Here is an 18,793-nt window from a genome sequence, read left to right as displayed (position 1 = left end):
GGACTCACTGCTATTCAGTGAGGCCAGCAAGGTGCAGCAATCATGGCCTAACACTCGTCTATGTAAGATTTGCTAGAGTTTAGAGTAGTATTTCGGGATGCCACTCGGATTCCACGATATCTGTCTCTGCAGGGTTGAATTCATGAACTGTCAGGTAGTCGCTGATCCTTTGTGCCTTCACCTGCTTGGTACGGCCAGTGCAGACCGCCAGGTTGATCAGCAGTCCGAAGCCTTCAGGGCCACCATCAGAACGATCTGATCAAGACGAGCATCGGGCATCAGGATGTCGTTTGACGGACGACGCTGAACCGGAAGTGGACGCGCTGCGCCCCAAACAGCTTGGACAGAGCCCCATGATGCACCTGGATGTGGAATCGGCGACTGGCTTTGTAAGGGTGGTTAGTTTGATTAGTTTGCCCTCCGACTCGGGCAGGTTGCGGGAGTCTCCATTCACGCTTGCCACGATCCAGTCGCTGCTGGTGTTGACGATGAAGTCGGCCTCCACTTGCTGGAGCGGAATGGCTTTCTCTCTGGCATTCGTCACCAGATAAAAGTGCTGACAGAGGAGCAGCTGGGGTTCCCATGAGCCGGAGTGCCGTGGAATTCCACCATCAGATCCTGAGTGGCACGATCTGGAGCAGGGTGGGCCGGCATTGGCGAAGACGAAGAGAAAGGTCGAACTGACCCCGATGGAAACGGAGCAACCTGGCGACTGGCGGCAGTCCGCAGAGCAGCGAGCGGACGGTGATGGCGCTCCCAGGCCTCAAAGCCGGTGAGTAGGGCCGAACCGATCAGCAGTGCTGAGAACCCCTGGCGCAGCCGCAGTTCTGGCAGGTGGGGCGCAAGACGCTGGCCGATGATCGCGCCAATGGCGCCACCGCCGATCAACGGCAACATCAGCGGCAGATGGGCTGCTGGCCAGTGGCCCAGGGCGACAAAAGCCACCAGAGAGTTGAGGCTGATCAGCACCAGGCTGGTACCGCTGGCTAGTTGCATCGGCAGGCCAGCCAGCAGCACCAGGGCCGGCACGATCGCGAAGCCACCGCCGACCCCTGCGATGCCCGTGAGTAGACCCACCAGCACGCCTTGGCTGGCCAGCGCCATGGACAAGCCGGCTGGGCGTCCGTCGTTGGGGGGATGCTTCAAAGCACTCCGGCGATTGAGCAGCCAGGACGCAAGCAAAGCCGCTGCCGCGAAGATCCCCAGCTGCACCTGCTCCGGGATGAGACCGGCCTTCACCAGCGAGCCGCCGATCAAGCTGCCCGCCAGGGCCGGGAGACCCAGAATCAGGGCTGGCTTGATCGCGACTTGGCGGCGGCGGATGTAGGGACCGACATTGCCGAGGGCCAGCAGGGTGACGACCAGCAGTGAGAGCGGTACGGCGACCTTGGTGGGCAAGGCTGCACCACTTACCAGCAGGGGAAGCAGCAGGATCGAGCCGCCAGCCCCCAACACCGCCAGCAGGAAGCCGATCAAGGCACCACCCGAGAGCAGCAGCACTGTTAGGGAGGTGATCATTCCCCCTGTGATCCGATCGACACCTGGTTCCAGGGCATGGCGGCCAGCAGCTGGGCCATGCCGCAAAAGCCACTGATGCCAGCGAAGGTGAGGCCGGCGCCCACGAAGCCACTCAGCCAGATCCAGCCCGGCGCCACCGTCTGACTCAGGATCAACCCCAGCAGCACCAGGCTGCCGGCCGCGATCTGCACCTGACGCATCAACGGCAGCGGGGCGCCCTTGAGCTTGCGCACGTAAAAACCGGCCTGCTGCCAGGCGGGCAGACCACCCATCAGGTCGGCCACCGGGTGGGGGTGGCCCTGCTGGAGAAGTTGGCTCAAGGCCTTGGCACTGCGGTTACCGCTCTGACAGACCAGCACCAAGGGTCCGCGAGGCAGATCGGCCTGGGTAATGCGCGCCAGCGGAATGTTGAGGCTGCCGGTGATGTGGCCGGAGGCGTATTCCATCGGCTCGCGTACATCGATCACGGTGACTTCGCGGGCAGCCAGCTGGTCGGCCAAATCGTGGGGGTTGATGCGGGTGGGGGTGGCGGTCATGGCCATGAAGGTCAGGGTGGAATCAGATGGGGATGGCAGGTTTCATGCCTGGACGGCGCCATCGAGTGGGTAGCCCTCAGCAGCCCAGCGGCTCAGGCCGCCGTGGAGGTTGGCGACCTGCTGGCGGCCGGCCTTGAGCAGCTGCTGGGTGGCCAGGGCCGAACGGCTACCCGAATGGCAGACCACCACCAGCGGGCGACCTGTGGGGATCTCGCTGGTGCGGCTTTCCAGCTCCGGCAGAGGGATCAACAGGCTGCCGGCCACTCGTCCATCGGGTCCGTTGAATTCCTCTGTGGAGCGCACATCGAGCACGGTGAGGTCCCCCAGGTGAGCCGCTACCCAGGCCGGTGTGATTTCAGGTAGGCCGGCATAGCTGCGCGCCAGGGGCGCCCAGGCGGGAGCGGTGGCTGTGTTGCGCGATTTGCCGGAGCGCATGTTGCCGGGAAGCGCCTCGGCGATCTTGTGGGGGTGGGGAAGTTTCATGTTCTCCAAATGACCCACGAAATCCCGCTCGGTAGCGTTGCCGCCAAGTCTTGAGTTGAAGGCCTTTTCTTCCGCCACGGATGTGACGGCGCGACCGGTGTAGTCGTGGGCTGGGTAGAGCAGGCACGACTCCGGCAGCGTCAGCAATTGCTCTGTGATCGAGGTCCAGAGGCTGTGGGCATTGCCCTGCTGGAAATCACAGCGGCCGCAGCCCCGCACCAACAGGGCATCTCCGGTGAAAGCCATCGACTGGTTATCGAGCACGAAGCTGATGCAACCGTCGGTGTGGCCTGGGGTACTGCGCACTTCCAAGGAGCGACCGCCGAAGGCGACTCGATCCCCGTGGGAGAGGGGCCGGCTGACGTTTTCAGCGCGGACGACGGCGGCCAGGCCGATCTCACAGCCGGTGGCCTCGTACATCAGCCAGCTCCCGGTCACGTGGTCGGCGTGGGCGTGGGTGTCAATCGACGCCACCAGTTCGATGCCCAGCTCACGAATCAAGGAGAGATCGCGGCCGTGCTGCTCGAAGACCGAGTCGATGATCACCCCCTTGCGGCTGGTCACATCGGCTAGCAAATAGGTGAAGGTGCCGGTATCGCCGTCGAAGAGCTGGCGGAACAGCAGCGGGCCACCGCCGGCAGCGGCAGATAGGGACAGGGCGGGAGCGGCAGCGGCGTCCATGGGGTGATCGATCACCAACTGCTATGAGCATACCCGCATTATGCGCATGAAGCGATTCGTGCTGGCTCTGACTCTTTTGGCGGCAGGCTTGGGGCGCGGTGCCTACCGCAGGCGGAACTATGGATGCCTCTTTAGCTGCATAATGTCTAAAGCGACATACAGCAATGCCATGGCTGCACCCGCCGCCGGGACCCTGCCAAGCCCCCAGCTCTTAGAAGAGCTCAGCCAGTTTTTTCGTCTACTGAGCGAGCCGGCCCGACTGCAACTGCTCTGCCAGCTCAAGCACGAAGGTCCCCTGGATGTGGCCAGCCTGATCGAGGCCACCGGTTTCAGCCAGTCGCACATCAGCCGCCAGCTGGGTCAACTGCAACGCGCTGGCCTGGTGAGCTACCAGCGTGATGGAGTGCGGCTGACATACACAGTTGCCGACCCGTTGGTGCATGAACTCTGCAATTTGGTGCAGGGGCGCCTGAGGCAAAGGTTGGAGCAACAGTTGCTTCAGTTGCAGGCGGTCTGATCCACACCACCTTTATGCCTGTGCGCAATCGGCCTGAACGGGACCCTCAGGACTCCTTGAGAGCTAATCCAAGCGAGCGCACCAAGGGCGCGAATGGCTTCAGGAACCGACTCTCGTGAAGGCGCCCCTTCAGCACCGGATCCAGTTGTCCCACCTGCTGGCCTGCCTGCACCCGATCACCGATGTCCGCGCTAAGGCTCACCAGCCTGGCCGCCACCAACAGCCAAGGGCGCCGACGCAGCAGGCAAGGGAACGGCCAGGGCATCAGCTCAGCCTCATCCTCCGCGCTCAGAGCGACTTTTTGCAGAAATACCAGTCGATGTACTCGTAGCCCTCGTTGATGCGGGCGTCAGCGGCGGCGGCATCGGCCGGCGGCGGCACGATCACCTTCTCGCCAGGCAGCCAACCCTCAGGGGTGGCCACGCCATGGGCATCGGAGGTCTGCAAGGCCTGCACCAGGCGCAGGAATTCGTTGATCGAGCGGCCGTTGGTCATCGGGTAATAGACCATGGCCCGCAGGATTCCCTTGTCGTCAATCACAAAGGTGGCCCGCACTGCTGAGGTGTCGGAAGCACCGGGTTGAATCATCCCGTAGGCATGGGCCACCTTCATCGACAGGTCCTCGATGATCGGGAAGGGGACTTCAACCCCAAATTTCTCTTTGATGTTGCGCACCCAGGCGACATGGGCGTAATAGCTGTCGATCGACAGGCCCAGCAGCTCGCAGTTGAGCTTCTGGAACTCTGGATAGGCGCGGGCAAAGGCCATGAATTCGGTGGTGCACACCGGCGTGAAATCAGCGGGGTGGGAGAAGAGCACCAGCCACTTGTCGACGTAGTCGGTGAGCTTGCACATGCCGTGGGTGGTGCGGGCCTCGAAATAGGGGGCCGGCTCCTTGATGCGGGGGAAGCCCGGCTGGGTTGCCGGAACGGTGCCCGGAATGGTGGCGTCAGTCATGGCAAACGTGCAGGGTGGACGAGAGGCAACGGCTTTTGAACATATGCCGCAGCTGCTTTAATAACAATATCGTTAAATCGTAGTAACTGTGACCTGGCGTGCTCGCTGCACTCCTGCCTATAGCTCCTGATCTCCGGCGAATGCCATGGGACAGGGGCATCCCCCCCCAGGCCTACGCGCCTTCTGTCGTCACCACGGGTTCACCAGCCGCCTTCCAGCCTCCGATGCTGGGTGCAAAGCCCTTCACCTGGTGGCGTCCCTCCAGCTGCAGCGCCATCACTCCCATGGCAGAGCGAAAGCCGCTGGAGCAATACAACACCACCTCGCGCTCTGGGGAAATCTCAGCCGCGTAGCGGCCGAGATCGTTCAACGGTCTGTTGATGGCTCCGGGAATGTATCCCGCCCGGTACTCAGCAGGGGTCCTCACGTCAATCAGCAGCACGTTGCCGCTGGCGAGCAGGCTCTTAAGGGCTGGCACCGATCGGATCGCGTGAAAATCGCTCGGCAGGTTGGAGAGGTACTGCTCCACTGCGGAGTCAATGGCAGCCGCAGAGGCGCCCTGAGGCGCAAAGATCAGCAGGCAGAGACTGAGTGCAACTGCCAGCAAGATTGATCGGAAGTTATACATAGATGGCTTATCGATACTCTAGGTTCGTTGATCGTGCTGGAAGGCAACTGGCTTAGTTCATTCAGCACTTACCTTTCCTCGAAAGGCCATATAATTATAGATGTTGTAAAAGAGCATGATAGGAATGAGCACGCCGATGAACGTGAGCATGAACATCGACGAGTAGCTCTCTTGGTCGATCTAGCAGCTGCAACGGGGTCTGGGTGTCCCAGCAGAGCATGGTGATCTGTTTGCTACGAATCCTGGAGCAGAAATAAGAAGAAAGGAAGCGGCCGTTAGCCGCCGGCGAAGTCTCGCTTCCTCCCGTCCATGGTGGCATCCGAGTGGTGCCGTCCACAGAAGCCAAACTTAAGTTTGCGCAAGCTTCAGTCAAGGAGTGGAGGAACTGAACCTGACCCGGGGAAAGGGCAAAGCTCAGATCACCTGCAGAACTAGCTACCCACATCTGCAAAGGCACGCCTTCACTCGGGATGGGGTCGAGGCATCCGGCATCGAACTGGGATGAGCCCACTGGGATCGCACCATCAGCACTGTCCATAAGTTCTTCGCTGCGGTTGGCAAGACTCCAACCCTGAACATGCCCATCACTGAGCACGAGCGGACGGTCATGATCCAATTTCAGCCCCTCGGACTCCACATTGAGCCTCAGCCTTAGTCCAGCGGGTGAATCGATACTGGAGCGCTCATAGAGCTCGCCCCCCAACCGGTGCCGTGCCCTGGGCGAGAAAGCGGCGGAAACGGTGCAGACATTGAAAAGTTGATGTAGAAAAAGAAGATTTCATGATCTTGGCCTGCTCTATCTGAACTATTTCAACTTAATCGGATTTCCAGATCTGCCTATGATGGAAATCCCCCTCTGATCGAGTGCTTGGTCCAGCTATAATCATAAACTAAATTATTTTAATGTACCAACATATATCGCATTGTTGATGGATCCAAGGGCGCTACCATTCCTGCGCCCAGGGCGGAAAAACACCAATGGAGCGCCGCTAAGGCAACAGTTGCGCTGGTCGCACAGCGACTAAACGGGCCATCTGTCCCTACGGGTCGTCTCGCGTCTCGAGCCCTGCTCAGCCTTCCTTGCGCGCAAGGCCCAGTGCTCGTACCAGCGGTGCGAACGGCTTCAGGAACCGACTTTCGTGAAGGCGCCCCTTCAGCACCCGGTGCCAGTAGACCCATGGGAACAGCCGTGTTTCCACCAGCCACATGCTCCAGCGCTCCTGGGTGGGATCCACCAGAAAGGAGCTGACCGGCTGCAGGTTGTAGTCGAACTCCGCCATCACCACGCTGTGGAAGCTGGTGATCAGCGGGCAGGCTGTGTAGCCGTCGTAGTGGGCCTCAAGCGGGCGCCCATCAAGCTGAGCCAGCAGGTTGGCCACCAGCACCGGCGCCTGCCCCCGGATGGCGGCGAGGCTTTTGGCGGTGGGCAGGGAGCTCACATCGCCGAGGGCGAACACATCGGCAAAGCGCTTGTGCTGGCAGGTAAGGCGGTCCACGTCCACCCAGCCGCCCTGCCCCTTAATCGCCAGGGGGCTTTGGGCCACCACGTCCGGCGCCGCCATCGGCGGCACCACATGCAGCAGGTCGAAGCAGATCTCCTCCTGGAAGGGTTCCCTGCCTTCCTCCCGCACTTCGAAGACCGCCACCTGCTCCTCAGGGCGCACCTCGATCAGGTTGTGGCGAAGGAGAACTTCGATGCCCCGCCGCGCCACGACGCGCTCGATTGTGGCGCTGTAGGCCTTGACCGGATAGAGCTGGGCCAAGGCGCTGCAGAAAACAACGCGCGTGTTCACCCCCACGCCGCTGGTGGCCTGAAAGATTTCGTCGGCCAGGTACATCACCTTCTGGGGAGCGCCGCCGCATTTGATCGGCGTGGCGGGATGGGTGAACAGGGAGGTTCCCCCCTGGAAGCTGCGGATCGTCTCCCAAGTGGCGGCGATGTGGGCGTAGGAATAGTTGCTGACGATGCCATGGTGGCCGAGGCCCTCCGGGAGGCCTTTGATGGCGCTCCAATTGAGCTGGAGGCCCATGGCCACTACGAGCACGTCGTAACTGAGCGTTTCCCCTGCCTCCGTGATCACTCGCTGGGCTTCGGGCTCGAAAGCAGTCGCTCGGTCCTGGATCCAGACGGCGCCCGCCGGGATCACAGCGGCCTCAGGGCGGTGGGTTGCTTCGTAGGGGAGCAGGCCGGCGCCGGCCAGGATCCAGCCCGACTGGTACTCGTGAACGGCAGCGGGCTCCAGGATTGCCACATCCAGGCCGGGACTAGCTCTTAGCAATTGGCTGGCGACGGTGATCCCACCGGAACCACCGCCCACGATCAGAACCTTGTGGTGGCATTGGCCGCCGCCTTTGAGGGGAGTCATGGGCGGGAAACAGGTCCACCGCAACTTTAATGCGGCTAATCGCATAAAGCGGTTAAAATTATGACGTGTATCAATACGGATACCTGCCATGGCCATGCGAGCGCAGGGACAGGCCCAAGGAGAGCCTTCAAGGGCCGGCCAGGAGCGACTTGAAAAGCACGGCGGCATCGTTTCGGCCGTGAATCCGGCGAACTGGATCCGGCACTGGCGGTACCCCAATCACCTTTTGCTGGCCGTTCCCTGGCCCGTGTTCTTCGGCTTGGTTGCCACCGGCTACCTGCTCCTCAACCTGCTGTTCGCCGGTCTTTATGTTCTCGATCCCCAGGGAATCGCCAGGGTGGATGGACCCACCACCAGCTTTGCGGAAGCCTTTTTCTTCAGCGTCCACACCCTGGGCTCGATCGGCTATGGGGCACTATTTCCGACAAGTCTCTACAGCAATCTGCTCGTCACCGCCGAGTCCTTGCTGGGGTTGTTTATTACCGCGTTGGTCACGGGGCTGGTCTTCAGCCGTTTTTCCCGATCCACGGCGCGGATCCTGTTCTCTCAAGAGGCCACGGTCCACACTTACAACGGCCTGCCCACATTGATGTTTCGGTTGGCCAATGAGCGCCGCAAGGCCATCATCGAGGCCCAGTTGCGGGCCTATTTGGCCATCGATGAGCGCTCCGCAGAAGGCCAGCGGATGCGTCGCCTACTGCCGCTCAACCTGCTGCGCGACCACTCGCCCTTGTTCCTGCTTACCTGGACGGTGATGCATCCGATCGATCCGCAAAGTCCTTTGCTTGGGGCAACAGCCAACTCGCTCCAGGCAGCTAATGCCGAGATCGTGATTTCATTTTCCGGTATCGACGAAATCCTGGAGAGGCCGATCCATGCGCATCATCACTATCCGCTCGCCCAGGTTCACTTCGACCATCGTTTCGTCGACATGATGATCGCCGAAGACGACATGCCTCCACAGCTTGAGTTTGCCAACTTCAATCAGATCGAGCCTTGTTCAAATAGCCTGATCCCGCCTATTCAGCCGGGTGGTACCTGCGCCTAACGGCCCGCTCACCCATAGCCCCTTGTCTGAACCCTTAGGGGGCTGGCCAGCAGCCGGTTCAGAACCTTCTGTTCAACTCCACCAAGGCTGCTGCCCGGTGCGGGGATCGGTTTCGCTCCAAGTGCTGAGCTGCACCCGTTCGCCCTGCACGACCACATGGGCCAGGGCCAGGGGCAGCGGGGCGGGACCTCGGACCACGGCCCCCTCCGGGTCGTACTGGCTGCCGTGGCAGGGGCAGATAAACTTGTTTTCGCCGCTGTTCCAGGGGACCACGCAACCCAGATGGGTGCAGATGGCATTGAGGCCGATGGCGCCGATGGCGCCCTCCCCTTCCACGATCAGATAGGTGGGATCGCCCTTGAGACCCTGCACCAGGCTGCGGTCGCCTTCGCTGTGGCTGGCCAGCCAGCCGCTGGCTGCGATCGGATTGCCGAGTTCGTCTAGGGCAAGGGCACCACCCGATAAGCCAGCCTCCCGTGGAAGGATGAAATAGCGCACCACCGGGTAGAGGGCTCCGAGCGCCACCCCGGTGACGGCACCGAAGGTGAGCAGGTTCATGAACTGACGACGGCCCAGGCTGGGGACCTCGTCACTGGACGGTCGTGCGGGAATGAGGGCCATGGCTCCGGAACCTCCGATCCTTTTATGACGAGATACGCATACTGTATGTCAATTTTTGCGTTGTCGTGGCTCAGCCTGCGGCGGCGGCGAGAGCCGCCTGAACCTCCGGCAGGTGTACGGCATACATGCCGCGCAGCTCACCAACGGCCAGGTCGAACGCCTTGTCGTCGGGGTAGTTGTCTTTGATGAACGCCGGCCGCCTGGCCTTGGTGCCGTGGCAGGCCAGGCAGCTCGGCTCGACGTTGATGCGGCGGTAGTAGTTCAGGCCGGCGCCCTGTTCCGCCACGGCCGGCTCCCAGAGCCCGTTGATCGCAGGGTGTCGGCTGAACAGATCGATCACCTGACGCTCTTGATCATTGGCGGGGGCATGGTCGGGGTTGCGGTACTTGCTGGCCACCTGGCGCACCTGATCGTGCTGCTCCATCGCCACGAAGGCCTTGGAGAGTGCTGCCGCACCCCCTGGCAGGGAGACCATCGGCGGCGAGGCCTCTGCTGCCAGGGCGGTACCGGGCCGGGCCGTCAACAGCCCAACGCCGAACAGCATCAGCACTCCCCCGTTGATGGCCACGTGCAGGCCCCGGGCCCAGTCCTTGCCCTTCTGGAGGGAAGGGCCCGGATCACTCCAGGCCCCAGGTTGACTGCTCAGTCCATGGAGCGAAGCAGGATCGACTGGGCGGGATTCAAAGTCCCACTAACCGATCGCCGGCGCACTGAGCGCCACAGGGGTCATCTCCACAGCCGCCAGATCGAGGGGGAAGTTGTGCACGTTGCGCTCGTGCATCGCCTCGATGCCGAGGCCGCCGCGGTTGAGCACATCGGCCCAGGTGTTGATCACCCGGCCCTGGTGATCCATCACCGAGTGGTTGAAGTTGAGGCCGTTGAGATTGAACGAGAAGCTCGCCACCGCTAAGGCCGCGAACCAGATGCCGATCACCGGCCAAGCGGCCAGAAAAAAGTGGAGGCTGCGGCTGTTGTTGAAGGAGGCGTACTGGAAGATCAGACGGCCGAAGTAGCCGTGGGCGGCCACGATGTTGTAGGTCTCCTCCTCCTGGCCAAACTTGTAGCCCCGGTTCTGGGATTCGGTTTCGGTGGTCTCCCGCACCAGGGAACTGGTGACGAGCGAGCCGTGCATGGCGGAGAACAGGGCGCCGCCGAAAACGCCCACCACACCGAGCATGTGGAAGGGGTGCATCAGCACGTTGTGCTCGGCCTGCAGCACCAGCATGAAGTTGAAGGTCCCGGAGATGCCGAGTGGCATGCCATCGGAGAAGGAGCCCTGGCCGATCGAATACACCAGCAGCACGGCAGTGGCGGCGGCCACGGGAGCGGAGTAGGCCACGGCGATCCAGGGGCGCATGCCGAGTCGGTAGCTCAGCTCCCATTCACGCCCCATCCAGCAGAAGATGCCGATCAGGAAATGAAAGATGATTAGTTGGTAGGGGCCACCGTTGTAGAGCCACTCATCGAGGCTGGAGGCGGCCCAGATCGGGTAGAAGTGCAGCCCGATGGCGTTGGAACTGGGCACCACCGCGGCCGTAATGATGTTGTTGCCGTAGAGCAGGCCGCCGGAGACGGGCTCGCGGATGCCGTCGATGTCAACGGGCGGGGAGCCCACGAAGGCGATCACAAAGCAGATGTTGGCCGTCAGCAGGGTGGGGATCATCAGCACGCCAAACCAGCCGATGTAGAGGCGGTTGTTGGTGCTGGTGATCCAGTCCTTGAAGGACTCCCAGGGGTTGCCCCTGGAGCGCGTGATGGAGGTTGTGGTCATGACGAGAAAACGTGTATGGCGGGCGAAGAGGTGCACTCTTTACCTGCATATAACGGTAACGTGAAACTATTGATACGAGAGGTCTTGATCATGGGTGTTTCTGCTCAATGCCCGCGGCGGTCCTGGCGACTTGGAGGCCTGTTTGGGTTGCTGCTTGCAGGGTTACTGCTGGCACCAGGGGCTGCCCAGGGGACGGAGGCCCAGCCCTGGGTGCTGCGGGATCAGGCCGGCCGCGTCTGGTCGCTCACGTTGCTGGAGCAAGGCGATCCGGCCTATCCGGCCGGCCGGCGTCTCCGCCTGACCGATCGCTCCGGCACGCAGCAGCTCGACCACGACCGGCCCCTGCAGCTGCGCGATGGCATGGGTGGCGCCTGGGAGCTGGCCAACTACAGCAACGAGCTGGTGCCCGCTGGCGAGGAGGTATTACCGGCCGGTTTAGCCCAATTCGACTTGGCTGGTTTGGAGCCCAGGCCCCGAGCCGAGTTGCCCCTCGCTCTGGAGGTGCCGCTCACAGCCGGAGATACAGCCCGGCTGATAGCCGGTGCGGCAGCGGTGGCGGCCCTACATGGCGCCTAATAAGGCGGGGTGACTCGAGCCGATTAGTTCTTGCCATCCCCGCAGCGGGTCTGCAGAGCTCGTTGAGATCAGCCACCCTGAGCGCAACAGCAAAAGCAGCCGGAGGCTCAGCATCACCGCGCCGCTGAGCAGCCCGCAGCCCGAAGACCAGTTTGTGCTGGATTTCGGTGCGCCCAGCTGCCAGATCGTTTGAACCTCGCCGCGTAGCAATAGGCACGCTCCGCCGAACCGCCCTTTCGGTCAGATCAGTCAATATAGAAGTGTGATGATGTTAAACCATCTTTAAAGTCAACAGGTCATCAAAGAGCTCACCAAGGCGATCCATGCCCACCTCTCGCTGCCGAGGTGCAGGCCAGCGGTTCCCTTGGGGTTACCTGGCCCCACTTGATTGGTCCTCTTGCTTCCCTTGCCATGACCGCTAACCATCCTGGTCGCCGCAAGGACAGCCAGGGCGGTGCCCTTACGGTGGCGCTGCTCGGTATGCCCAACACAGGTAAATCCACCCTCTACAACCGGCTCACCGGTGGCAACGCTCAGATCGCCAACTGGCCCGGCCTCACGGTGGAGCTGCTGCGCGGCGCCATGCCGGCAGACCGCAGCGGCCGCAGCTACCAGCTGGTGGACATGCCCGGCATCCACGATCTCAGCGGCAGCAGTGAGGACGAGGCGGTGGTGCAGCGCTTCCTGCGGCACACGCCGCAGGACCTGCTGCTGGTGGTGCTCAACGCCACCCAGATCGCCAGCCAGCTGCGACTACTACTGCAGCTCAAAGCCCTGGCCATCCCGACGGTAGTGGCGTTGAACATGAGCGACGAAGCGCGGCAGTTCGGCATCACAATCGATACCGGCGGCCTGGCTGAGTCCCTCGGGCTGCCAGTGCTTGCCGTGAGTGCCCGCCGCGACCAGGGCATTCACAAGTTGATCGGGCGAGTGCACCGGCTGGGCGAGGGGCTCGGCGGAGAGCCTCGAGAAGCCGCTCTGGATCAGGCCCTGGTCGAGATACCCCAGCCCTGGGTGGAGGGGCTGCTGGCCCGGCATGTGCAGCTACCGCCTCGATTTATCAACCGCCGCACCCGTCTGGCGGATCGGGTTCTGCTCCACCCGCTGGTGGGTCTGGTGCTGTTTCTGGGCATCGTGCTGGCGCTGTTCCAGCTGCTATTTGCGGTGGGTCCGCCAGCCCAGGACCTAATGGGCAACGGCATCGACTGGCTCCAGACCGCGATCCTGGAACCGGTTCTGGCGGCACTCAATGCACCGCCCTTTCTGCGCGACTTCCTGGTCGATGGCGTGTGGCTGGGGGTGGGCACGGTGGCCACCTTCCTGCCGATCATCTTTCTCTTTTACCTGGTGCTCGCCGTGGTGGAAGATTCCGGCTACCTGCCGCGGGCTGCCTTCCTGATGGATGGCTTCATGCGCTGGATCGGTCTGGATGGCCGTGCCTTCGTGCTCCAGGTGATCGGCTTCGGTTGCAACGTGCCTTCGATCCTGGGCACCAGGGTGATCCGCGACCGGGGCATGCGACTGCTTTCGATGCTGGTGATCCCCTTTGCCCTCTGTCAGGCCCGGCTCACGGTGTTCCTGTTCATGGCCGCCGTTTTCTTCCCAAAACCATGGTGGGCACCAGGACTGGTGGTGTTCGGCTTTTATGTGCTCAGCTTCGTGGCCGTGGTGATCACTGGGCTGCTGTTCAAGCGCGCCTACCCCTCCCAGGAGGCCTTCGTGCTGGAGCTGCCGCCTTATCGCACCCCGAGCCTGAGCACGATCCTGCGTCGGGGCTGGACGCAGACGTTGAACTTTCTGGCGACCACGCGCACTTTTATAGTGCTGGGGGCGGCGGCGATCTGGCTGCTCACCAACCTGCCGCCTGGTGCCGTTCAGGGCAATGGTGCCACCTTCGCCGATGGGATCGGCCGGCTGTTCCAGCCCCTGCTGGCCCCGATCGGCATGAATCCAGCGCTCACTGTGTCGCTGTTCTTTGGTGTCATCGCCAAGGAGATCCTGCTGGGGGCGATGGCCGTGATCTACAAAACCAGCGAGACGGACCTGGCTGGTGTGATTGACAGCTTGATCACGCCGCTGCAGTCGCTCAGCTTCATGACCTTCGTGCTGCTCTATACCCCCTGCCTTGGCACCGTGGCCGCCCAGCTGCAGGAATCGAAGAGCCGGTCGTTTGCCCTGCTGTCACTGGGTTGGTCGTTGCTGCTGGCCTGGCTGATGGCCCTGGTGGTGTTCCAGGGTGGCCGGCTGCTGGGCTTTGGGTTGTAAATCAGGCTGGGCCCACTTCCATCTCCTGGGCATGCTCGTGGCGCAGCATGAATTCCAGGAAGCCGCAGGCAAGGTGCAGGATGCCGCCTGGCTTGCCGCGGCGCACCACCTCGATCTCTGCTCCCGGCTGCACCCCCAGCGCCCGCAGTCGCTGCACCAGCACCGGATGGGCGGGCAGGGTTTGCAGTGTGACCCTGGCCCCTTGACTGACGCTGCTTAACGGCATCGTGATGAAGAGATAGTGAATTTACCTTAGGGCTGATTGAGCCCTTACTCCCGCGCCATTTGACACACCCCGGGGGCAGCGGACAGCCAGCTGATCAGCACAGGGAGCTCTGCACAGGGGGGTGCTGCACAAGAGGGTGCTGGCTAGCGGTTTCAACGGGCTCGGTAGTCACCGCAAACCCCAGCAGCTCATGGGCCCCGAACGAGCGCAAAAAGGGCACATCGGCGGCATCGCGGCCGCGGGCGATCAGTACCCGGCCGCAGCGCGGGATGTTGTGCCGTGCATCAAATACATGCCAGCGGTTTTCGAGAAACACCTCAAACCACGCGGAGAAATCCACAGGCTCCTCACCTAGGGGGATGCCGGTGTAGCCGAGGTAGCCGGTGCAGTAGCGGGCGGGGATGTTGAGGCAGCGGCAGAAGGTGATGGCGAGGTGGGCGAAATCGCGGCACACCCCCGCTCCATCTCGCAGGGTGTCGCTGGCGCTCTTCTCCGGGGCCACGGCCTGGTAGTCAAAGCGGATGTGCTCGTGAACCCAGTCACAGATCGCCTGCACCCGCACCCAGCCGGCTGGCACAGCGGCGAAGGTCTGCCAGGCAAAGGCCATCAGCGCGGCGGTGTCGCAATAGGGGCTGGGGTTGAGCAAGGGGTAGGTATCTACCGGCAGCGCCTGCACCGCACAGGCCGTGGCAGTAGCAACCACGGGATCGCTGCTGTCGGACTGCTCGATCCGGGCTTCATAACTAAAGGTGGTGACACCAGCGGAGGCAATCAGGCGGCTCCACCGGTTGCCGGCGCTATCGGTAAGCAGCTCATAGGTGCGATCCGGGCTAAGCCCCACCCGTTCAGGGCTGCGCAGCTCTGGCAGCAGGCTGGCGTGGGGATGCACCAGGGCCAGCAGGGGCGTGGCCGCGGGGCAGCGGATTTCCAGCCTGCAGCCGATGGCGAGGAGCACAGCAGCGACGTCGCGATAGCCTACTTAGGCATGTTGGCGCCGCACAGGCCATCAGGCTGCTGCAGGGGCGGGTATGCGTTGGAGATGAGACAGAAGCTGGCGTTCAGCTGAACCCGATTGGGATTGCTGCAGAAGCGAAGAGCGGTCGATGGGAATTACTGAGTGCATCGAAATCGCGGGCATGCAGGTTTGAGCGATGACTTCGCGCTGGCTGACCCTCCTGCAGCTTCTGCCGGCTGCCTTGCCGGTGTCAGGTTCGGCCCATGCCCTGAAGGGAGAGCTGCTCTCGATCGGCGACGGCGAAACGATCCGGGACCACTAGGGGGGCCGAAGTGGTCAGCGAGATCAACATCAACCTGGCGATGGTGGGAGACGCTCAGTCCATTGCCTATCGGCAGTATCCGAGCGGTTTTGACGCCAGGGAATATTTGGATGCCGAGTACTGGACCCAGCTGGCCTCCATCACTACCTAGGAGGAAATTCTGGCCATGTATGAGTCTGGGGAAAAAACGCCACCAGATTTATCTGACGCGCTGCAATTAAGCAGGGAGAGCACACTAAGAATCAACTGAAATCAAACGATTTCAGAAACTGAGCGCCTCTACGCCAATGGCGCCATCATGCCGATGCCACCCTTCCCGTTCCGATGGCCTTTGCATCTGCGCGGGCATACATGTTGCTATCGGTGGCAGCCGCGGTATCCACGATCGTCCTAAAGACGGCGGCCTGGCGGCTCACCGGGTCGATGGGGCTGCTCTCCGATGCGATGGAATCCGTAGTAAATCTAGTAGCAGCTCTTGGTGCCATCTGGGCACTCACTTTGGCCGCCAAACCGGCCGACCGAAGTCATAACTACGGCCATTTCAAGGCCGAATACTTCTCAAGCGGTCTGGAAAGTGTGCTGATAGTACTGGCGGCCCTAGCGATCATCTACGCCGCTGTTGGCCGACTGCTACAGCCGAGCCCTTGGAGCAACTGGGAATCGGACTGGCTCTCTCCCTATTGGCCACCGCCCTCAATGGCCTGGTGGCCTGGATCCTGCTGCGAGGCTCCCGCCGTTTCCACTCGATCACTCTGCGGGCCGACGCGCACCATCTGCTCACTGACGTCTGGACCTCGATCGGAGTGGTGCTGGGAATTGGCCTGGTGCAGGTCACCGGGCTAACGATCCTCGATCCACTGATTACCTTCGCTGTAGCACTAAATATTATTATCGCCGGCTGGAGGCTGCTCCACGAAACCGCTTCCGGCTTGCTGGATCGTTCCTTGCCTGATGACGAGCAAGTAACGCTAGAGGCCTTGTTCGACTCCTACAAAACGGAGGAGATCCGCTTCCATGCCCTGCGCACCCGGGTAGCCGGATCGCGCCGATTCGTATCTTTCCACTTGCTGGTGCCAGGCGCCTGGACGGTGCAGGCAGGCCATGACCTCTGTGACCAGCTTGAGCAAGAAATCGCCACGGCGCTGCCCCGCACTCACGTACTCACCCATCTCGAACCAATCGAGGATCAAAAAGCCTGGGATGACCAGGGATTCCGCTGGGAGGAAAGTCGAGCCATTGCGGGCTTGATTTCTTCAGACAGTTCGCAGAAGCCACCATCAAGCTGGCCTCGCTGTAACGACGCATTGCCCTGTTCTATCAAGCCCCCTGGTGAGCGAATTGGAGAGGCTTCAACTTGCCTGGCAGAGGGAGTGGTGGCCGCGTCCAGGACCAGAAGCTCCAAGCCAGTGATTTTCCTCTCCCTGATCTGAAGAGAACACCTATCCTATTAACAGTTCGGGCAGATGGAATCACATGAAAGAGGTAAAAACTGTGCCAAGCCAGGGCAAGGGTCCCAACTAAGAACCAACCATCACTATTTTTCCAGAGCGATTTGAGTTGCCGTTTCGATTCAACTAGCTCCCTAGCCACTTCGCCAAGCCGACCCTCCAAGTGCTGGAGTTTATGTTCCTTTGTATACCTCGCCAGGCTTATCGCCATGCTCACATTGTTGAGTCACAACCTCAGCCTGAATACATCCTGCGGCAGGCACCGCCCCTCCGAATGATGTAATTCAGGAGATCCTGTGACCCTTTCCGGAGAGCAAAGAGGAACAGCTAGTGGATGACTACCTGGAAGCTAGTTGTTCTACTCAGCGATCGAGGAGTTTTACATATAGCGTGAGAGGTAATGGTCCGCTTCAGCTGGTGCTTACTGCCGGCTGGGCGGCCGGATCACGATCAGCGAGCTCCAACGGCTCCTCGTGCTCCGGGATCTTGGCCATGGTCTCTTCGGAGAAGAAGCGGCGGCGCTCCAGCAGCTGGCTGCCCACTAGCAGCACGATCGCAGCCTCATTGGGGAAGATGCCCATCACTTAGGTGCGGTGTTTGATCACTGCGCTGCCAAGCGCATCTCGCGGTACGAGATTCAGCCTTTCCAACGGGTTGGTGCTCCATACCTCGCGACAGTGGTCCTGCGGTTAGTGGAGGTAGACGATGTCTTCTGCGCAAGAGTGGGCCAGCACGTCGTCACGGGCGGCGTCCATCACCGGCAAAGCTTTTGGGAACTGCTTGCGCAGCATTTCGATGACCCGCTGCCAGTGGGAGAGCATCTGCTCAAGGGCCTGGATCAAGAACACTGCTACATGGGGGCAGAAACCATGTCCTGGCCCGCTATTCCTGCGGAGAAGGCTCCGCCTATGGGGACGCGGGAAAGCCCTAGCAGAGGCGGCTCACCTCCGATTTGGAGATGCCGCCGCCGTCGATGTAGGCCACGATCACCGGCTTGAGCGGGCGGCATCTGCAGCACTGAAAACCACAAACCGAACGTAGAAAGCCCGAGGCTTTCCTTGACCCAGTCCAAGCCCCAAAGTCATTTAGCTGACCCCAGCCAGCACTTCCCGCAGGCGATCCGCCGCTGAGCGGAATAACCTTGGTATCAAACTACAGTCGAATTGCTTGCATCAGGCCGGTCTTCATGAAGACGATGAGATCGACATCCTCGTTGGACTAGGCGGCCGCCTGAGCCTGCAGTCTCTGCGCAAGCTGGATCGCTCTGCATTGGCCACTTATCTGCGCCAGCTTCAAGCAACCATGTCTCTCAACACTTCGGTGATCGAGGAATGCCGCAGCGGTGAACGCTGGTAACGCTGACCCGGTTCGGCCAGGATGGCGGCATGAGCTATCAAAGCGAACTTGGCTGGACTGGCTGCTCCGCGGTGGAGCGATATCCCCGGCGCGTCAGCTGTGCCTGGATATTCCGCGGCACCAGGGTTCCGTTGGCGGTCGTTACCTGAGTGCGGATCCTGTTTGGCTATGCAACAACGGTCCCCCTGCGCCGCTCACTGAAACCAGCAAAATCTGACCCGGCGCAGGATGCCAATCCCTTTGCAGCGGCCACCGGATAGTGCGTGATTAGCCAGGCTTATCGGTGCCATCAGCTTTGCTGTCGTCTAATTGCACCTCTGGGTTGGCTGCCAAATGTGAACTGGTGTTAAGTTCAGATGAGCGAGCGGTTTTCCGCCCCGCACCTACCTACTGCTCTCCTGCAAGGCCTTCCGGCCCAGATCAGGTAAGCCCTTCCCCAAACCGTTCTCATGACAACCACTATTCAGCAGCGCCAAGGCGCTTCTGCGTGGAACCAGTTTTGCGACTGGGTCACCTCCA

At 61.5% G+C, this 18,793-nt stretch carries 21 protein-coding genes and 1 pseudogene; 8 read left to right on the top strand and 14 right to left on the bottom strand.

From position 1 onward, the window contains the following. Positions 1–540 precede the first annotated feature (540 nt). From AC01FP_RS08365 to AC01FP_RS08355, 3 genes are read right to left on the bottom strand one after another with little or no spacing between them, the layout of a single operon-like run. Positions 541–1,518 (bottom strand): sulfite exporter TauE/SafE family protein, encoded by a 978-nt coding sequence (locus AC01FP_RS08365; protein ID WP_474479497.1) that lies wholly within the window; start codon positions 1,516–1,518, stop codon positions 541–543. Further along, a complete protein-coding gene (locus AC01FP_RS08360; protein ID WP_474479496.1) occupies positions 1,515–2,060 on the bottom strand; it encodes a rhodanese-like domain-containing protein in 546 nt (181 codons plus the stop codon). The genes AC01FP_RS08365 and AC01FP_RS08360 overlap by 4 nt, the downstream gene beginning before the upstream one ends. Before the next feature lie 36 nt (positions 2,061–2,096). After that, a complete protein-coding gene (locus AC01FP_RS08355) occupies positions 2,097–3,218 on the bottom strand; it encodes an MBL fold metallo-hydrolase (protein ID WP_474479515.1) in 1,122 nt (373 codons plus the stop codon). 169 nt (positions 3,219–3,387) lie between these two features. On the opposite strand from AC01FP_RS08355, the gene AC01FP_RS08350 reads away from it, so the two are divergent. Next, the gene (locus AC01FP_RS08350; protein WP_474479495.1) at positions 3,388–3,735 is read left to right on the top strand and encodes an ArsR/SmtB family transcription factor; all 348 of its coding nucleotides are present in this window, start codon (positions 3,388–3,390) and stop codon (positions 3,733–3,735) included. A 46-nt stretch (positions 3,736–3,781) separates the two neighbouring features. Here the strand turns inward: AC01FP_RS08350 and AC01FP_RS08345 are convergent, their stop codons facing one another. From AC01FP_RS08345 to AC01FP_RS08330, 4 genes are all read right to left on the bottom strand, one after another. Then, positions 3,782–4,000, bottom strand: coding sequence for a hypothetical protein (locus AC01FP_RS08345; RefSeq protein ID WP_474479494.1), 219 nt, complete (start codon positions 3,998–4,000; stop codon positions 3,782–3,784). Positions 4,001–4,023: 23 nt separating this feature from the next. After that, positions 4,024–4,692, bottom strand: a complete 669-nt coding sequence (locus tag AC01FP_RS08340) for a peroxiredoxin (protein ID WP_474479493.1) — start codon at positions 4,690–4,692, stop codon at positions 4,024–4,026. A gap of 172 nt (positions 4,693–4,864) precedes the next feature. Further along, a complete protein-coding gene (locus AC01FP_RS08335) occupies positions 4,865–5,299 on the bottom strand; it encodes a rhodanese-like domain-containing protein (protein WP_474479491.1) in 435 nt (144 codons plus the stop codon). A 1,091-nt stretch (positions 5,300–6,390) separates the two neighbouring features. After that, on the bottom strand, positions 6,391–7,686 hold the full coding sequence (locus tag AC01FP_RS08330) for an NAD(P)/FAD-dependent oxidoreductase (protein ID WP_474479490.1): 1,296 nt from the start codon (positions 7,684–7,686) through the stop codon (positions 6,391–6,393). An 88-nt stretch (positions 7,687–7,774) separates the two neighbouring features. Here AC01FP_RS08330 and AC01FP_RS08325 point away from each other — a divergent pair, with 88 nt between their 5' ends. After that, a complete protein-coding gene (locus AC01FP_RS08325; RefSeq protein ID WP_474479489.1) occupies positions 7,775–8,734 on the top strand; it encodes an ion channel in 960 nt (319 codons plus the stop codon). 72 nt (positions 8,735–8,806) lie between these two features. Here the strand turns inward: AC01FP_RS08325 and petC are convergent, their stop codons facing one another. From petC to psbA, 3 genes are all read right to left on the bottom strand, one after another. Then, positions 8,807–9,355: a cytochrome b6-f complex iron-sulfur subunit gene (petC, locus tag AC01FP_RS08320; RefSeq protein ID WP_474479488.1), complete on the bottom strand. Its 549-nt coding sequence runs from the start codon at positions 9,353–9,355 to the stop codon at positions 8,807–8,809. 70 nt (positions 9,356–9,425) lie between these two features. Beyond that, on the bottom strand, positions 9,426–9,923 hold the full coding sequence (locus tag AC01FP_RS08315; RefSeq protein WP_474479486.1) for a Tll0287-like domain-containing protein: 498 nt from the start codon (positions 9,921–9,923) through the stop codon (positions 9,426–9,428). 123 nt (positions 9,924–10,046) lie between these two features. Further along, a complete protein-coding gene (psbA, locus tag AC01FP_RS08310) occupies positions 10,047–11,126 on the bottom strand; it encodes a photosystem II q(b) protein (protein WP_474479485.1) in 1,080 nt (359 codons plus the stop codon). 90 nt (positions 11,127–11,216) lie between these two features. Here psbA and AC01FP_RS08305 point away from each other — a divergent pair, with 90 nt between their 5' ends. After that, complete coding sequence (locus tag AC01FP_RS08305) at positions 11,217–11,702, top strand: DUF3122 domain-containing protein (protein WP_474479484.1); 486 nt, start codon at positions 11,217–11,219, stop codon at positions 11,700–11,702. A 411-nt stretch (positions 11,703–12,113) separates the two neighbouring features. Then, positions 12,114–13,967: a ferrous iron transport protein B gene (feoB, locus tag AC01FP_RS08300; protein ID WP_474479483.1), complete on the top strand. Its 1,854-nt coding sequence runs from the start codon at positions 12,114–12,116 to the stop codon at positions 13,965–13,967. A 1-nt stretch (position 13,968) separates the two neighbouring features. On the opposite strand, the gene AC01FP_RS08295 is transcribed toward feoB, so the two are convergent. Together AC01FP_RS08295 and AC01FP_RS08290 are read right to left on the bottom strand one after the other, a co-directional pair. Next, positions 13,969–14,193, bottom strand: coding sequence for a FeoA family protein (locus AC01FP_RS08295; protein WP_474479482.1), 225 nt, complete (start codon positions 14,191–14,193; stop codon positions 13,969–13,971). A gap of 94 nt (positions 14,194–14,287) precedes the next feature. After that, complete coding sequence (locus AC01FP_RS08290; RefSeq protein WP_474479480.1) at positions 14,288–15,148, bottom strand: transglutaminase-like domain-containing protein; 861 nt, start codon at positions 15,146–15,148, stop codon at positions 14,288–14,290. A 196-nt stretch (positions 15,149–15,344) separates the two neighbouring features. On the opposite strand from AC01FP_RS08290, the gene AC01FP_RS08285 reads away from it, so the two are divergent. The 3 genes and pseudogenes from AC01FP_RS08285 to AC01FP_RS08275 form a co-directional block, all read left to right on the top strand. Further along, the gene (locus tag AC01FP_RS08285; protein ID WP_474479478.1) at positions 15,345–15,470 is read left to right on the top strand and encodes a hypothetical protein; all 126 of its coding nucleotides are present in this window, start codon (positions 15,345–15,347) and stop codon (positions 15,468–15,470) included. Positions 15,471–15,480: 10 nt separating this feature from the next. After that, a complete protein-coding gene (locus AC01FP_RS08280; protein ID WP_474479476.1) occupies positions 15,481–15,621 on the top strand; it encodes a hypothetical protein in 141 nt (46 codons plus the stop codon). Positions 15,622–15,794: 173 nt separating this feature from the next. Continuing rightward, positions 15,795–16,669: pseudogene (locus tag AC01FP_RS08275) on the top strand (cation diffusion facilitator family transporter); the annotation flags it as partial. A gap of 659 nt (positions 16,670–17,328) precedes the next feature. On the opposite strand, the gene AC01FP_RS08270 reads toward AC01FP_RS08275, so the two are convergent. Together AC01FP_RS08270 and AC01FP_RS08265 are read right to left on the bottom strand one after the other, a co-directional pair. Beyond that, positions 17,329–17,499 carry a hypothetical protein gene (locus AC01FP_RS08270; RefSeq protein ID WP_474479473.1) on the bottom strand — a complete coding sequence of 57 codons (171 nt, stop codon included), beginning with the start codon at positions 17,497–17,499 and terminating at the stop codon, positions 17,329–17,331. A 108-nt stretch (positions 17,500–17,607) separates the two neighbouring features. Beyond that, the gene (locus AC01FP_RS08265) at positions 17,608–17,766 is read right to left on the bottom strand and encodes a hypothetical protein (RefSeq protein ID WP_474479471.1); all 159 of its coding nucleotides are present in this window, start codon (positions 17,764–17,766) and stop codon (positions 17,608–17,610) included. A 319-nt stretch (positions 17,767–18,085) separates the two neighbouring features. Between AC01FP_RS08265 and AC01FP_RS08260 the strand changes: the two genes are divergently transcribed. Then, positions 18,086–18,274 carry a hypothetical protein gene (locus tag AC01FP_RS08260; protein ID WP_474479469.1) on the top strand — a complete coding sequence of 63 codons (189 nt, stop codon included), beginning with the start codon at positions 18,086–18,088 and terminating at the stop codon, positions 18,272–18,274. The last annotated feature ends 519 nt before the right edge of the window (positions 18,275–18,793 follow it).

Source organism: Cyanobium sp. NIVA-CYA 375 (genome assembly GCF_056108345.1).
The sequence above is the reverse complement of the archived record's forward strand: the minus strand, read 5'-3'. Positions and strand labels throughout refer to the sequence as shown.

Bases quoted from the DNA above. Each gene is read 5' to 3' on its own strand.
- AC01FP_RS08365 (WP_474479497.1), bottom strand. From the start codon at position 1,518: ATGATCACCTCCCTAACAGTGCTGCTGCTCTCGGGTGGTGCCTTGATC.
- AC01FP_RS08360 (WP_474479496.1), bottom strand. From the start codon at position 2,060: ATGGCCATGACCGCCACCCCCACCCGCATCAACCCCCACGATTTGGCC.
- AC01FP_RS08355 (WP_474479515.1), bottom strand. From the start codon at position 3,218: ATGGACGCCGCTGCCGCTCCCGCCCTGTCCCTATCTGCCGCTGCCGGC.
- AC01FP_RS08350 (WP_474479495.1), top strand. From the start codon at position 3,388: ATGGCTGCACCCGCCGCCGGGACCCTGCCAAGCCCCCAGCTCTTAGAA.
- AC01FP_RS08345 (WP_474479494.1), bottom strand. From the start codon at position 4,000: ATGCCCTGGCCGTTCCCTTGCCTGCTGCGTCGGCGCCCTTGGCTGTTG.
- AC01FP_RS08340 (WP_474479493.1), bottom strand. From the start codon at position 4,692: ATGACTGACGCCACCATTCCGGGCACCGTTCCGGCAACCCAGCCGGGC.
- AC01FP_RS08330 (WP_474479490.1), bottom strand. From the start codon at position 7,686: ATGACTCCCCTCAAAGGCGGCGGCCAATGCCACCACAAGGTTCTGATC.
- AC01FP_RS08325 (WP_474479489.1), top strand. From the start codon at position 7,775: ATGGCCATGCGAGCGCAGGGACAGGCCCAAGGAGAGCCTTCAAGGGCC.
- petC (WP_474479488.1), bottom strand. From the start codon at position 9,355: ATGGCCCTCATTCCCGCACGACCGTCCAGTGACGAGGTCCCCAGCCTG.
- psbA (WP_474479485.1), bottom strand. From the start codon at position 11,126: ATGACCACAACCTCCATCACGCGCTCCAGGGGCAACCCCTGGGAGTCC.
- AC01FP_RS08305 (WP_474479484.1), top strand. From the start codon at position 11,217: ATGGGTGTTTCTGCTCAATGCCCGCGGCGGTCCTGGCGACTTGGAGGC.
- feoB (WP_474479483.1), top strand. From the start codon at position 12,114: ATGACCGCTAACCATCCTGGTCGCCGCAAGGACAGCCAGGGCGGTGCC.
- AC01FP_RS08295 (WP_474479482.1), bottom strand. From the start codon at position 14,193: ATGCCGTTAAGCAGCGTCAGTCAAGGGGCCAGGGTCACACTGCAAACC.
- AC01FP_RS08285 (WP_474479478.1), top strand. From the start codon at position 15,345: ATGACTTCGCGCTGGCTGACCCTCCTGCAGCTTCTGCCGGCTGCCTTG.
- AC01FP_RS08270 (WP_474479473.1), bottom strand. From the start codon at position 17,499: ATGGGCATCTTCCCCAATGAGGCTGCGATCGTGCTGCTAGTGGGCAGC.